At 71.3% G+C, this 13,119-nt stretch carries 12 protein-coding genes; 7 read left to right on the forward strand and 5 right to left on the reverse strand.

What is annotated here, in order from left to right; all coding sequences use genetic code 11:
* On the reverse strand, window positions 1-891 hold the full coding sequence (gene gluQRS / locus JMV16_RS22025; protein WP_201496468.1) for a tRNA glutamyl-Q(34) synthetase GluQRS: 891 nt from the start codon (window positions 889-891) through the stop codon (window positions 1-3).
* Window positions 892-908: 17 nt separating this feature from the next.
* Window positions 909-1,901 carry a LysR family transcriptional regulator gene (locus JMV16_RS22030; RefSeq protein ID WP_201496469.1) on the reverse strand — a complete coding sequence of 331 codons (993 nt, stop codon included), beginning with the start codon at window positions 1,899-1,901 and terminating at the stop codon, window positions 909-911.
* Window positions 1,902-1,993: 92 nt separating this feature from the next.
* On the opposite strand from JMV16_RS22030, the gene JMV16_RS22035 reads away from it, so the two are divergent.
* Window positions 1,994-2,725, forward strand: coding sequence for a pirin family protein (locus tag JMV16_RS22035; RefSeq protein WP_201496470.1), 732 nt, complete (start codon window positions 1,994-1,996; stop codon window positions 2,723-2,725).
* Between the two features lie 40 nt (window positions 2,726-2,765).
* Window positions 2,766-3,317, forward strand: coding sequence for a flavodoxin family protein (locus tag JMV16_RS22040; protein WP_201496471.1), 552 nt, complete (start codon window positions 2,766-2,768; stop codon window positions 3,315-3,317).
* Here JMV16_RS22040 and JMV16_RS22045 read toward each other — a convergent pair.
* The gene (locus tag JMV16_RS22045; RefSeq protein WP_201496472.1) at window positions 3,314-4,339 is read right to left on the reverse strand and encodes a methionine synthase; all 1,026 of its coding nucleotides are present in this window, start codon (window positions 4,337-4,339) and stop codon (window positions 3,314-3,316) included. The two genes, JMV16_RS22040 and JMV16_RS22045, sit on opposite strands and share 4 nt — an antisense overlap.
* 138 nt (window positions 4,340-4,477) lie before the next feature.
* Between JMV16_RS22045 and JMV16_RS22050 the strand changes: the two genes are divergently transcribed.
* Together JMV16_RS22050 and JMV16_RS22055 are read left to right on the forward strand one after the other, a co-directional pair.
* Window positions 4,478-5,776: a sensor histidine kinase gene (locus JMV16_RS22050; RefSeq protein ID WP_201496473.1), complete on the forward strand. Its 1,299-nt coding sequence runs from the start codon at window positions 4,478-4,480 to the stop codon at window positions 5,774-5,776.
* Between the two features lie 3 nt (window positions 5,777-5,779).
* A complete protein-coding gene (locus tag JMV16_RS22055) occupies window positions 5,780-6,571 on the forward strand; it encodes a LytR/AlgR family response regulator transcription factor (RefSeq protein WP_201496474.1) in 792 nt (263 codons plus the stop codon).
* On the opposite strand, the gene JMV16_RS22060 is transcribed toward JMV16_RS22055, so the two are convergent.
* Entirely contained in the window at window positions 6,572-8,638 is a 2,067-nt protein-coding gene (locus JMV16_RS22060; protein WP_201496475.1) for a M3 family metallopeptidase, read from the reverse strand. It lies immediately after the preceding gene.
* 11 nt (window positions 8,639-8,649) lie between these two features.
* On the reverse strand, window positions 8,650-9,432 hold the full coding sequence (locus JMV16_RS22065) for a hypothetical protein (protein WP_201496476.1): 783 nt from the start codon (window positions 9,430-9,432) through the stop codon (window positions 8,650-8,652).
* A gap of 243 nt (window positions 9,433-9,675) precedes the next feature.
* Here JMV16_RS22065 and JMV16_RS22070 point away from each other — a divergent pair, with 243 nt between their 5' ends.
* From JMV16_RS22070 to aat, 3 genes are all read left to right on the forward strand, one after another.
* Window positions 9,676-10,245, forward strand: coding sequence for a YaeQ family protein (locus JMV16_RS22070; RefSeq protein WP_201496477.1), 570 nt, complete (start codon window positions 9,676-9,678; stop codon window positions 10,243-10,245).
* A 68-nt stretch (window positions 10,246-10,313) separates the two neighbouring features.
* The gene (locus tag JMV16_RS22075) at window positions 10,314-12,362 is read left to right on the forward strand and encodes a prolyl oligopeptidase family serine peptidase (protein ID WP_201496520.1); all 2,049 of its coding nucleotides are present in this window, start codon (window positions 10,314-10,316) and stop codon (window positions 12,360-12,362) included.
* Window positions 12,363-12,367: 5 nt separating this feature from the next.
* Complete coding sequence (aat, locus tag JMV16_RS22080; RefSeq protein WP_201496478.1) at window positions 12,368-13,117, forward strand: leucyl/phenylalanyl-tRNA--protein transferase; 750 nt, start codon at window positions 12,368-12,370, stop codon at window positions 13,115-13,117.
* Window positions 13,118-13,119 lie beyond the last annotated feature (2 nt).

Raw genomic sequence — 13,119 nt, forward strand, 5'->3', positions numbered from 1 at the left:
TCAGTTCCTGGTTGAAAGGGACGCCATGATGCCAGCCCAGGCCGCCACCGCCGCCGCCAACCATTCGGCCTGTGTTGCCGCCTCCAGCATCGGCAGGCCCAGCACCGCCCCCGCCGCCTGCAGTGCAGCCCGCGGATCCTCAAGGTCCAGCGCCTCGGCGCCGTTCTGCTTGCTGAGCTTGTGGCCGTCGGCGGCGTACACCAGCGGCGTGTGCAGGTAGGCCGGCGTGGCCAGGTTGAGGGCGCGCTGCAGCAGGATCTGGCGCGCCGTGTTGTCGGCCAGGTCCTCGCCGCGCACGACATGGCTGATGGCCTGGGCGGCGTCGTCCACCACCACGGCCAGCTGGTAGGCCCAGAGGCCATCGGCGCGCCTGAGCACGAAGTCGCCGACCTCGGCGCCCACGTCCTGGCGCTGGGCGCCCAGGCGGCGGTCGTGCCAGTCCACCACGCCCTCGGCGCGCAGGCGCAAGGCGCGCGCCGGCCGGCCCTGCAGGCCGTTGCGGCAGGTGCCGGGATAGATGCGCTCGCCAAAGCGCTGATGAGCGATGCCGTGCGCTGCCCAGGCGGCCTCGATGTTGCTGCGCGAGCAGGCACAGGGATAGGCGGCGCCGCGCTCGACCAGGGCCTGCAATGCAGCCGCATAGGCGTCGCCGCGCGCCGACTGCCAGCAGGGCGGCTCGTCCGGATGCAGGCCGCAGGCCGCGAGCTGGCCCAGGATCAGGCCGTCCATGCCGGCCAGGCAGCGCGGGCTGTCGACATCCTCGATACGCACCAGCCAGGCGCCGCCATGGGCGCGCGCATCCAGCCAGCTGGCCAACGCCGCCACCAGCGAGCCGGCGTGCAGCGGGCCGGTGGGCGAAGGCGCAAAGCGGCCACGGTAGGGCGATGCCATCGGCGGCGGAGTCGGCCTCACATCAGCCGGCCGGCATGGCGCTCCAGCAGCGCACGCCGCGTCGTCGGGCTTTCCAGCTGGGCCAGCCACCACTGCAGCGCGCGGCCCAGGCCCAGGGCCCCGCGCTCGGCCCGCCAGGCGTAGTGGAAAGTGCCGGTGTGGACGCCGCGCGCCGTCTCCTTGGCCACCAGGTGGCCGGCCTCGAGGTGCGGCCGTGCCAGCGGCTCGGGCACATAGCCGCAGCCCAGGCAGCGCAGCAGGGCCTCGAGCTTGGCGCGCATGCTCGATACCGTGAGCACGTCCTGGCCGGGCAGCAGGTTGATCGTCATCGGCGCCATGCGCTGGGCCGAATCGGCCACCGCGATGGCACGGTGGTGGACCAGCACGTCGTCGGTCAGCGGACCTTCCAGCGCGGCCAGCGGGTGGTGCGGCGCGACGCAGTACACGAAGGCGATAGGCCCCAGCGGGCGCAGCTCGATGCCGCCCGGGTTGGGGTGCAGGCCCGAGACGCCGATGGCGAGGTCGACCTGGCCCGACACCAGGGCCTCCCAGGTGCCGGTGAGCACCTCGCTGCGCAGACGCAGGCGCGTCGCCGGGCCTTCGTCGCTGCCCTCGCCGGGGCGGCCCTCGCGGGGTTCGCGGATTTCGCAGAAAGCCTGCACCAGCTCGAACAGCGTCGGCACCGAGATCAGGTCTTCGGCGGCGATGGCCAGCTGCGGTTCCCAGCCGTGGGCAACGCGGCGCACACGGTTGGCCACCGCCGACATCTCCTGCAGCAGGCGCCGGCCTTCGCTCAGCAGTTCGGTGCCGGCGGCGGTGAGCTGAGCCTGGCGCGAGCTGCGATCGAACAGCAGCACGTCGAGCGCGTCCTCGAGCTGGCGCACGCTGTAGGTGAGGGCCGACGGCACCTTGCCGAGTTCGCGCGCCGCCGCGGCAAAGCTGCCGGTGCGGGCGATGGCGTCCATCATCGCCAGGGCGTCGGGGGTGAGGGATTGGCGGGCCTTGGGCATGGGTTCATCTTATTTGAATCCGCCCTTCAACAGCGCCCGCCCCCGCGCCCGGGCCCGGCTCCTAGACTGGCCGCCATGCCAGGAGCCCCCCAATGATCACGCTGCGCAAGTCTGTCGAACGCGGTTATGCCGACCACGGCTGGTTGAAGAGTTTTCACAGCTTCTCCTTCGCCGATTACCACGACCCGGCCCATATGGGCGTGGGCAATCTGCGCGTCATCAACGAAGACCGCATCGCCCCCGGCACCGGCTTCGGCACCCACGGCCACCGCGACATGGAGATCGTCAGCTATGTGCTCGATGGCGCGCTGGCCCACCGCGACAGCATGGGCAATGGCGCGGCCGGCGGCGTCAATGGCGGCCACAGCGGCGTGATCCTGCCCGGCGATGTGCAGCGCATGAGCGCCGGCACCGGCGTGATGCACAGCGAGTTCAACCACGCCAAGGACGGCGCCACCCACTTCCTGCAGATCTGGATCATGCCCAGCCGGCGCGGCATCGCCCCCGGCTACGAGCAGAAGCGCTTCGACGAGGCCGCCAAGCGCGGTCGCCTGGCCCTGGTGGCCGCGCCCGATGGCGCCGAGGGCGCGGTGACGATCCATGCCGATGCAAGCCTGCGCGCCGGCCTCTTCGACGGCGGCGAGAGCGCCGAGCTGGCGCTGGCACCGCAGCGCCTGGCCTATGTCTTTGTCGCCCGCGGCAGCGTGCAGCTCAACGGCAAGCTTCTCGCCGCCGGCGATGCCGCCACGCTGGCCGGTGAAGAGCACCTGCAGCTGGCCGGCGGCAAGGACGCCGAAGTGCTGGTCTTCGACCTCGCCGCCTGAACCCGATTCTTTCCCCCACCCGACCCACCCAGGAGTCCCCATGAGCAAGATCGTCATCGTCTACCACAGCGGCTACGGCCACACCAAGAAGGTTGCCGAGGCCGTGGCCGAAGGCAGCGGCGGCACGCTGCTGGCCATCGACGCCGAAGGCAACCTGCCCGAAGGCGGCTGGGAGCAGCTGGCCGCGGCCAACGCCATCGTCTTCGGCAGCCCCACCTACATGGGCAGCGTGAGCTGGCAGTTCAAGAAGTTCGCCGACGCCTCCAGCAAGCCCTGGTACGGCCAGCAGTGGAAGAACAAGCTCGCCGCCGCCTTCACCAATTCGGCCAGCATGAACGGCGACAAGCTGTCGACCCTGCACTACCTGTTCACGCTGAGCCAGCAGCACAGCATGTACTGGGTCGGCACCGGCATGATGCCCAGCAACAGCAAGGCTGCCACGCGCAACGACATCAACTACGTCGCCTCGTCGTCGGGCCTGATGACCTCCACCCCCTCGGACGCCTCGGCCGACGAAATGGTGCCGGGCGACATCGCCACCGCCAAGGCCTTCGGCCAGCGCGTGGCCGAAGCCGCCAAGCGTTTCGCCTAAGAGGTACCCAGACGCTGCCGCGCCAAGGCCGCCCCGGCGGCCAGCGCGCGCAGCTTGGCCTCGGCCACGGCCCGGCTCATGGGCGCCAGGCCGCAGTTGGTACACGCGATGAGGCGGTGGCGCGGCACGAACTGCAGCGCGCGGGCGATGGTGTCGGCCACTTCCTCGGCCGTCTCTATCGCGTCGCTGGCGACGTCGATCACGCCCACCATCACATCCTTGCCGGCCAAAAGCGCCATCAACTCGGGCGGCACATGCGAGTGGATGCACTCCAGGCTGACCTGCTGGATGCTGCTCGCAGCCAGCGCTGGAAACACCTTCTCGTACTGGCGCCACTCCTCGCCCAGAGTCTGCTTCCAGTCGAGATTGGCCTTGATGCCGTAGCCGTAGCAGATGTGGACGGCTGTCGTACACGTAAGGCCGCGCGCCGCGCGTTCCAGCGCCTGCACGCCCCAGCTGGCGGCCTCGTCGAGGTAGACATTGAAGGCCGGCTCGTCGAACTGCACGACGTCGATGCCGTCAGCCTGCAGCGCCAGCGCCTCCTGGTTGAGCAACTCGGCAAAGGCATGGGCCATTGCGACGCGGTCGCCGTAATGACGGTCGGCCACGGTGTCGACGATGGTCATGGGCCCGGGCAGCGTGAACTTGGTGCGGCGTTGCGTATGGGCGCGCAGGAAGCGCGCCTCGGCCTCATGCACGCGGCCCTTGAGGCGCAGCGGCGCCACGACCTGGGGCACCATGGCCTTGTAGCGGTCGTTGCGTATGCCCATCTCGACCTTGTGCTCGAAGTCGATGCCCTCGACCTGCTCGAGGAAGCCGTGGACGAAATGCTGGCGGCTCTGCTCACCGTCGCCGATGACGGTGAGCCCGGCGTCTTCCTGGGCCTTGATCCACACCAGCGTGGCATCGAGCTTGGCCTGGTTCAACTCGGGCCCGCTGCTGCGCCATTGCGGCCAGAGCTTTTCGGTCTCGGCCAGCCAGGAAGGCTTGGGCAGGCTGCCGGCGATGGCGGTATCGAACATGGCGGTCTCCTTGATCGGCGACGAGGTTAACCCAAGGGCGCCGGGCTTCGTCCCCGGACCGACCCGCTTGGCGCCGCGGCGCGCGGCACTCGTCGCAGGCGGCTGCGGGCGGCCGCGGCAGGCGCTAGGCTGTTGTCCATGACCGCCGCCGCACCCGCCGTTGTACCCGCCCCAGCCCCCGCCGATCTCGACACCCCCTTGCCGGCCGAGATCGTCGGCAGCAGCCAAGGCTGGTTCACGCGCTACCGCGCCTACCCGGTGTTCAGCCGGCCGTGGGTGAGCGGACGCCAGCGCGTGCTGGGCAGCATGCTGGCGATGGCCCTGCTGTCCACCGGCGGGCCGCTGCTGCTGAAAGAGGGCGAAGACCTGCCCTGGGGCGGCATCGTCCATATCTCGGTGCAGCTGGCGCTGCCGCTGCTGCTGGGCCCCTGGCTGGGCTGGCTGGTGCGGCGGCGTGGCTGGCCGGCGCGGCGCGAGTGGCTGGCCCTGGTGGCCGTGGTGGCCGGCGTCATCATGACCATGCTGGTCTTCCATGCCATGCTGGCCGAGCCCGTCAAGCAGGCCATCGCCCAGGCCACCGGCCAGGTCGACGAGAAGGGGCAGCGCAAGCGCATCATGCTTTCGGTCGGCATGATGATCAGCCGCCCGGGCGAGCCCCCACCGCCGCCCCTGGCCGAGCCCGGCCCGCTGCCGCCCGAGGTGAAGATCATGAACACGCTGACCAGCGTCTTCCTCAGCTTCGCCCTGGCCGGCGGCTTTGCGCTGTGGGGCTGGCGGCGCGAGCAGGCGGGCCTGGCCGCCCTGGCGCAGGCGCGTGCGCTGCAGCAGGCGCTGGCCTCGCGGCGCGAGGCCGAGCTGCGCCTGTCGGTGCTGGCGGCCCAGGTGGAGCCGCACTTCCTGTTCAACACCCTGGCCGGCGTGCGCAGCGCCATCACCAGCGATCCGCAGCGCGCCAGCGAGATGGTCGACCGCCTGGTCGACTATCTGCGCGCCGCCATCCCGCGCCTGCGCGCCGACGGCGGCGCCCAGGCCACGCTGGGCGACCAGATCGAGATCGTGCGCGCCTACCTGGGCCTGATGGCCTCGCGCATGCCGCGCCTGAGCTACGAGATTGCCGCGCCGCCCGAGCTGCTGGCGGCACCATTTCCGCCGCTGATGCTGATCTCGCTGGCCGAAAACGCCGTCAAACACGGCGCTGAACCCAAGATGGGCCCGGTGCGCATCACGGTGGCGGCGCGCCTTGCCGTCGACGGCCGGCTGGCGGTGACGGTGGCCGACAATGGCGCCGGCTTCGGCGCCTCGGCCGGCGGCAGCGGCCTGGGCCTGGCCAATATCCGCGAGCGCCTGCAGCAGATGTACCAGGGCCGCGCCGGCCTGGCCTTGAAGGCCGGGGCCGCGGGCGGGGTCGAGGCCACGCTGAGCCTGCCGCTGGAGTGATGCATGAACGCGAAGCCACCCACCGTCCCGACCGCCCTCATTGCCGACGATGAAGACCTGCCGCGTGCCGACCTGCGCCGCATGCTGGCGCAGGCCTGGCCGGGCTTGCAGATCGTGGCCGAATGCGAGCACGGCCCGGCCGCCGTGGAGGCCATCCAGGCACTGCAGCCCGACATCGCCTTCCTCGACATCCGCATGCCGGGCGCGAGCGGCCTTGAGGTGGCACGCGCCGCCAGCGGGCGCTGCCACACCGTCTTCACCACCGCCTATGACAGCCACGCCGTGGCCGCCTTCGAGGCCGGCGCGGTGGACTACCTGCTCAAGCCCATCGCCGCAGCCCGCCTGGCGCAGACGGTGGCGCGGCTGCGCGAGCGCCTGGCCGGCAACGGCGCGGCGCCCGACCTCGATGAACTTGTGGGCCGCCTGTCGCAGCGCCTGCAGCCGCGCGGGCCACGCGATGAGGCGGCGCCGCGCCTGCGCTGGCTGAGCGCCAGCGTGGGCGACACGATCAAGATGTTCAGCATCGACGAGGTGCTGTTCTTCCAGAGCGACGAGAAGTACACCCGCGTCGTCACCGCTGTCGACGAGGCCCATGTGCGCAAGCCGCTGCGCGAGATTGCCGACGGCCTCGACCCCGAGGCCTTCTGGCAGGTACACCGTGGCGTCGTCGTGCGCGCCGCCGCTATCGCACGCGCGCAGCGCGATGAACTGGGCCGCATCACCCTGCACCTCAAGCAGCACCCCGAGAAGCTGCAGGTGAGCCAGGCCTGGGCCTGGCGCTTCAAGCCGATGTGATCAGGCCGGCTCGGCCAGCAGGCCGCGCTTCCTGAGCAGCGGCTGTACGGTGGCGGCGCGGCCACGGAAGGCGGCATAGGCGGCGCGCGGCTCGGCGCTGTTGCCAGCGCCGTAGACATGGCGTCGCAGGCGCGCGGCCGTGGCCGCATCGAAGGGGCTGCCGGCCTCGACGAAGGCGTCGTAGCCGTCGGCATCCAGCACCTCGGCCCAGAGGTAGACGTAGTAGCCGGCGGCATAGCCGGCGCTGCTGAAGAGGTGCTGGAAATGCACCAGCCGGTGGTTGAGCCCCACGCCCGGCGGCAGGCCCTGCTCGCGCAGCAGCTCGGACTCGAAGGCGCAGAGGTCGGCCGGCGGCTCGGCGTCGGGCAGTGCGTGTACGGCGAGGTCGACGATGGCGCTGGCGCAGTAGCGCACGGTCTCGTAGCCCTGGTTGAACTGGCGCGCACGCTGCAGGCGCGCGATCAGTTCGTCGGGGATGGGCTCGCCCGTGTGGCAATGGCGGGCATGGCGGCGCAGCACCTCGGGCTCGGTGATCCAGTGCTCGAAGAGCTGGCTGGGCAACTCGACGAAATCGCGCAGCACCTGCGTGCCCGAGAGCCGCCCATAGGTGACGTTGGACAACAGCCCATGCAGGCCATGGCCAAACTCGTGGAACAGCGTGCGCGCGTCGTCCAGCGACAGCAGCGTGGGCGCCTCTGGCCCGCCCTTGGCGAAATTGTTGTTGTTCAGGATCACCGGCAGCTGGCCCGCGGCACCGGCCTGGGCCGGGTTGCGGTGCTGCCAGCGCAGCGCGCTCATCCAGGCACCGCTGCGCTTGTTGGGGCGGGCGTAGTTGTCCTGCAGGAAAACGCCGATCAGGCGCCCGTTCTCGCTCACCTCGTAGGCCTTGACGTCGGGGTGGTAGACCGGCAGGTCGGCGCGGTGCGCGAAGCTCAGGCCGAAGAGTCGGCCTGCGCAGTCGAAGGCGGCCTCGACCACGCGCTCGAGCGGGAAATACGGCTTGACCTCGGCGTCGTCGAGGGCGTAGCGCTCGCGCCTCACCTTCTCGGCCCAGAAGCGCCAGTCCCAGGGCTCGATGGACGTTGCGCCTTCACCCTCGGCGCGCATCTGCTCGCGCAGCGCCTGCTCCTCGCGCGCCACCGCCGCCAGTGCCCGCGGCCACACCTCATCCAGCAGCTGCTGCACCGCGCCGCGCGTGCCGGCCATGGTGTCTTCCAGCGCGTAGTCGGCATAGCAGGCGTGGCCGTGCAGCGCCGCCTGCTCGCGGCGCAGGCGCAGGATGTCGCGGGCGATCTCGCGGTTGTCCTGGGCGCCGGCGTGTTCGCCGCGGCTGGTCCAGGCGCGCCAGGCCTGCTCGCGCAGGTCACGCCGCGTCGAGTAACTCAGGAAGGGCACGATGAGCGAGCGCGACAGCGTCACCACATGGCCGGCCAGGCCGCGGTCGGCGGCGGCCTGGCGGGCGCTGGCGCGCACGAAGTCGGGCAGGCCGGCGAGATCGGCTTCGGCGGCCAGCGCCAGCGTCCATGCCGATTCGGCCTGCAGCACGTTCTGGGCAAAGCGCGTCATCAGCCGCGCCAGCTCTTCCATCAGCTGCGCCATGCGCTCGCGCGCCGCAGGCGCGAGGCGGGCACCGGCACGCACGAAGTCCAGGTACACGCGGTCCAGCATGCGCTGCGCCTCGGCGTCCAGGCCCAGGGCGTCGCGGCGCGCGTGCAGATCGGCGATGCGCGCGAACAGCGCCATGTCGTTGTAGACGGCGCTGTGGTGGGCCGCCATCGGCCCGGCCATGGCCCGCTGCACCGCCTGCAGCTCGGGGCTGGTGGCCGAGGCCGTGAGGTTGTAGAAGACCGCGGCCACGCGCTCGAGCAGTGCGCCGCCGCGGTCGAAGGCGGCCACAGTGTTGGCAAATCCCGCCGGCGCGGCCTGGTTGGCAATGGCCGCCAGCTCGTCGCGGTGGCGGCGCATGGCCTCCTGCAGCGCCGCCTCAAAGTGCTCGGCACGCAGCGCCGCGTAGGGCGGCAGGCCGTGGGGGGCGGTCCAGTCTTGCAGCAGCGGATTCCCGGGCATGGCGGCCTCCTTCACTTGCCGCGGCGGATGGCGGTTTCGTCGTCTTCGCGGTAGCGGCGGTCGGCGCAGGCCGCCACCCAGCTCTTGCGCTCGCCATCGAAGCCGGCAGCCTTGTCGTTGAGGCCCTGATTGCGCGCGTTCCAGTCGTTGATGCGCGCGTCCACGGCCTGGGCCTTGGCGTTGTAGGCGCGCACCGTGGCCTCGGCCTCGGCGCCCAGGCGGGTGCGCTCGGCCTCGAGCTCGCCGCGCTGCTTCTCGATCACATCGCGCTCCTGATTGAGCTGCTTGCGCTGGCGCTCGACCGAAGGCGTGTTGCGCGTGTCCTCGTTGAGCGCCTTGACGCTCTCGTTCCAGGCCTGCACGCGCGTGGCAAAGGCCTTGAAGCGCTCGCCCAATTCGTCGATCTTCTGGCGTGATGCGTCGACCGGGGCGCGCTCGGCACGCACCGTCTCCTGCTCGGCCTTGATGCTGGCCATCTCGCGGTTGAGCGCCTCGCGCTGGCCGTCGATCTCGTCCAGCCCCTTGCGCAGCGCCTCATCCTGCTGCAGGCAGGCGCGCAGCTCGTCGCGCGTGAGCAGCGGGCCGCTGCCGCCGGCACCGAAGCTGCTGGTCTTGCCTTCGGCCGCAGCGCTGGCCGCCACCGGGGCGGGCTTGGCGGCGGCCGGCTTGGCCGGGGCGGGCTTGGCCGCCGCGGCCGGCTTGGGCGCCGGCTTGGCGGGTGCCGCGGTCTGCGCCGCCAGCGGCAGCGCCGCGCCGAGACAGGCCACGGCCAGCAGGAGGTTCTTCAACTTCATCGTCATCCTTGTGGAGGCGCCAGGCCGGCGCCGGCAAAACGGGAATCATGCCACCGGGCCCTGCCGCCCCGACCGCGGGCGAACCCGCCGCCCGTTCCATGCCCCATCCATGCCGCATCCTTGCCGCACCCGGGGCCATGGCACCCGGCCACGGTGGCGCGGCCTCTGTGGCACAGTGCCCGGCTTTGCCACCGGCACGACCATGACCCCCACCCACCAGCCCATCGACGGGCGCCCGACCTGATGGCGCTCAAGGCCACCATCTACAAGGCCGCGATCCAGATCGCCGACATGGACCGCGGCCTCTACGCCGACCATGCGCTGACGCTGGCGCTGCACCCGTCCGAGACCGAGGAGCGCCTGATGGTGCGCCTGCTGGCCTTCGCCCTCAACGTGCCCGAGAACGACCACGGCGGCGCGCTGCAGATGGCGCGCGGCCTGTCCGACACCGACGAGCCCGACCTCTGGCAGAAGGACCTTACGGGCCAGCTGCTGCACTGGATCGAGGTCGGCCAGCCCGACGAGCGCCGCCTGGCCAAGGCCAGCGGCATGGCCGGCCGCGGCGGTCGCGTCAGCATCTACACCTACGGCAGCGCGGCGCCCATCTGGTGGGCACCGCTGGCGCCCAAGGTGGCGCGCCTGGCCAATCTGGCCGTCTGGCAGCTGCCCTCGGCGCAAAGCCAGGAGCTGGCCAAGCTGGCTGCGCGCTCGATGCAGCTGCAGCTGACCGTGCAGGACGGCCAGATCGGCATCGGCAATGCCCGCGACCACGTCGAACTGCACCCCGTGGCATTGAAAGAGGCCCTGGCTTGAAATTTTTTCTGTCCCGCGTGTACGCGGCCCTGGCCGCCGCCCTTCTGTTGGCCAGCACCACCCCCGCCATGACCCAGCCCACCCCTGACCCCTATCTCTGGCTCGAAGAAGTACAGGGCGAACGCGCCCTGGCCTGGGTGCGCGAGCGCAATGCCGAAAGCGAGAAGCGTCTGCAGGCCGACCCCGGCTTCGCCGAGCGCCGGCGCCAAATCCGCGAGGTGCTCGACGCCGCCGACCGCATCCCCTACGTCTCGCGCACCGGCGAGCACTTCTACAACCTGTGGAAGGACGCCGCCAACCCGCGCGGCCTGTGGCGGCGCACCACGCTGGCCGAGTACCGCAAGCCGCAGCCGGCCTGGGAAACGGTGCTGGACCTCGACGCCCTGGGCCGCGCCGAAGGCGAGAACTGGACCTGGGGCGGCGCCACCTGCCTGGGCCCGGCCTACCGCCGCTGCCTGGTGGCGCTGTCGCGCGGCGGCGCCGACGCCGCCGTGGTGCGCGAATTCGATCTTGTGGACAAGCGCTTCGTGGCTGGCGGCTTCCAGGTGCCCGAGGCCAAGACCCAGGTCGCCTGGCTGGACGCCGACACGGTCTACGTCGGCACCGACTTCGGCCCCGGCTCGCTCACCGATTCCGGCTACGCCCGCGTCTTCAAGCGCTGGAAGCGCGGCCAGCCGCTGAACCAGGCGGCGACGGTGTTCGAGGGCGAGACCAAGGACGTGGCCGCCTCGCTGGCCGTCGACGCCACGCCGGGCTTCGAGCGCACCCTGGTTGCGCGCGCCCTCGATTTCTACAACGAGCGTCTGTTCCTTCTGCAAGACGGCAAGCCCGTGGCCGTGGCCAAGCCCGACGACGCCAAGCTGCAGTTCTGGCGCGAGCGCGTGCTGATCGAGCTGCGCAGCGACTGGGCCCTGCCCGGCCGCACCTGGCCGCGCGGCTCGCTGCTGGTGGCCGACGCCGCCGCCTACCTGAAGGGTGGGCGCGACTTCACGGCCCTCTTCACGCCCAGCGCCACGCGCTCGCTGGCCGGCTTCTCCCTCTCGCGCAGCGTCTTGCTCATCAACGTGCTCGACAACGTGGCCAGCCGGCTCGAGGAATGGAGCGTGCGCGACGGCCGCTGGCAGCGCCGCGAGGTGGCCGCGCCCTTCCCCGGCGATCTCACGGCCACGGCCCTGCACGACCCGCTGCTGGCCCGCGACGAGCTGGCCGAGGACTACCTGCTCAACGCCGCCGATTTCCTGCAGCCCGATTCGCTGCAGCTCGGCCGCACCGGCAGCGACGAGCGCAGCCTGCTCAAGACCCGCCCTGGCCATTTCGACGCCAGCGGCGTGCGCGTCGAGCAGCGCTTCGCCACCTCCAAGGACGGCACGCGCGTGCCCTACTTCGTGATCTGGCCCCAGGGCGCCCAGGCCGACGGCGACAACCCCACCCTGCTCTACGGCTATGGCGGCTTCGAGGTGTCGCTGACGCCCTGGTACTCGGGCGCCCGCGGCCGCGTCTGGACGGCGCGCGGCGGCGTCTACGTGGTGGCCAACATCCGCGGCGGCGGCGAGTTCGGCCCCGGCTGGCACCAGGCCGCGCTGCGCGAGAACAAGCAGAAGAGCTACGACGACTTTGCCGCCGTCGCCGAAGACCTGATCGCACGCAAGGTGACGCGGCCGGCCCGCCTGGGCATACAGGGCGGCAGCAACGGCGGCCTGCTGGTGGGCGCGGTGATGCTGCAGCGGCCCGAGCTGTTCGCCGCCGTCGTCTGCCAGGTGCCGCTGCTGGACATGCAGCGCTTCCACAAGCTGCTCGCCGGCGCCTCGTGGATGGCCGAGTACGGCAACCCCGACCAGGGCGGCGACTGGGCCTTTCTCTCGCGCTACAGCCCCTACCAGAACGTGAAGGCTGGCGCGCGCCTGCCGCGCGTGCTGTTCACCACCAGCACCCGCGACGACCGCGTCCACCCCGGTCACGCGCGCAAGATGGCGGCCCGCATGATGGAGCTGGGCCACGCGCCGCTGTACTGGGAAAACATCGAGGGCGGCCATGGCGGCGCCGCCGACAACACCCAGCTGGCCCAGATGATGGCGCTGGAATACAGCTTCCTCTGGCAGGTGCTGGGCAGCCGCTGAGGCTCATGCTGACCTGGATCGACGACGGCCAGCCGCTGCCGCCCCCCGCCGAGGCCGAGGGCGCCGACAGCGAGGTGCCGGGGCTGCTGGCCGCCGGCGGCCGGGTCACGCCGCGGCGGCTTGAAGAAGCCTACAGCCAGGGCATCTTTCCCTGGTACGGGCCGGGCCAGCCGGTGCTGTGGTGGAGCCCCGATCCGCGCATGGTGCTGGCGGTGGCCGATTTCCGCGTCTCGCATTCGCTGCGCAAGTCGCTGCGACGCTTTCTGCGCACGCCCGGCTGCGAAGTGCGCTTCGACAGCGCCTTCGAACAGGTCATGGATGCCTGCGCCGGCACGCCGCGCCCGGGCCAGGACGGCACCTGGATCGTGCCCGAGATGGTGGCCGCCTACTGCGCCTGGCACCGCCACGGCTTCGTCCACAGCGCCGAGACCTGGATCAACGGCGAACTGGCCGGTGGCCTCTACTTCGTCTGCATAGGCCGCATGTGCTACGGCGAATCGATGTTCGCCCACCGCACCGACGCCTCCAAGATCGCACTGGCCGCCTTCGTCGCCGCCTGCCGCGCCCGCGGCGTGGCACTGGTCGATTGCCAGCAGAACACCCGCCACCTGGCCAGCTTCGGTGCGCGCGAGATTTCACGCACCGCCTTCCAGCAGCACCTGGCCGCGGTGGTGCCAGCCACCCCGGCGCTGGAATGGACCTATGATGAATCGGCCTGGGATCTGCTGGGCATCACGGCCGACCGCGGCCCCTGAGC

Origin of the sequence: Rubrivivax sp. A210 (genome assembly GCF_904426505.1) — a bacterium.
Taxonomy (GTDB): domain Bacteria; phylum Pseudomonadota; class Gammaproteobacteria; order Burkholderiales; family Burkholderiaceae_C; genus Rubrivivax.

What these genes read in the sequence shown, in the direction of transcription:
- gluQRS (WP_201496468.1), bottom strand. Translation starts at nt 891, where the DNA reads ATGGCATCGCCCTACCGTGGCCGCTTTGCGCCTTCGCCCACCGGCCCG.
- JMV16_RS22070 (WP_201496477.1), top strand. Translation starts at nt 9,676, where the DNA reads ATGGCGCTCAAGGCCACCATCTACAAGGCCGCGATCCAGATCGCCGAC.
- JMV16_RS22050 (WP_201496473.1), top strand. Translation starts at nt 4,478, where the DNA reads ATGACCGCCGCCGCACCCGCCGTTGTACCCGCCCCAGCCCCCGCCGAT.
- JMV16_RS22035 (WP_201496470.1), top strand. Translation starts at nt 1,994, where the DNA reads ATGATCACGCTGCGCAAGTCTGTCGAACGCGGTTATGCCGACCACGGC.
- JMV16_RS22060 (WP_201496475.1), bottom strand. Translation starts at nt 8,638, where the DNA reads ATGCCCGGGAATCCGCTGCTGCAAGACTGGACCGCCCCCCACGGCCTG.
- JMV16_RS22075 (WP_201496520.1), top strand. Translation starts at nt 10,314, where the DNA reads ATGACCCAGCCCACCCCTGACCCCTATCTCTGGCTCGAAGAAGTACAG.
- JMV16_RS22065 (WP_201496476.1), bottom strand. Translation starts at nt 9,432, where the DNA reads ATGAAGTTGAAGAACCTCCTGCTGGCCGTGGCCTGTCTCGGCGCGGCG.
- JMV16_RS22030 (WP_201496469.1), bottom strand. Translation starts at nt 1,901, where the DNA reads ATGCCCAAGGCCCGCCAATCCCTCACCCCCGACGCCCTGGCGATGATG.
- JMV16_RS22055 (WP_201496474.1), top strand. Translation starts at nt 5,780, where the DNA reads ATGAACGCGAAGCCACCCACCGTCCCGACCGCCCTCATTGCCGACGAT.
- JMV16_RS22045 (WP_201496472.1), bottom strand. Translation starts at nt 4,339, where the DNA reads ATGTTCGATACCGCCATCGCCGGCAGCCTGCCCAAGCCTTCCTGGCTG.
- aat (WP_201496478.1), top strand. Translation starts at nt 12,368, where the DNA reads ATGCTGACCTGGATCGACGACGGCCAGCCGCTGCCGCCCCCCGCCGAG.
- JMV16_RS22040 (WP_201496471.1), top strand. Translation starts at nt 2,766, where the DNA reads ATGAGCAAGATCGTCATCGTCTACCACAGCGGCTACGGCCACACCAAG.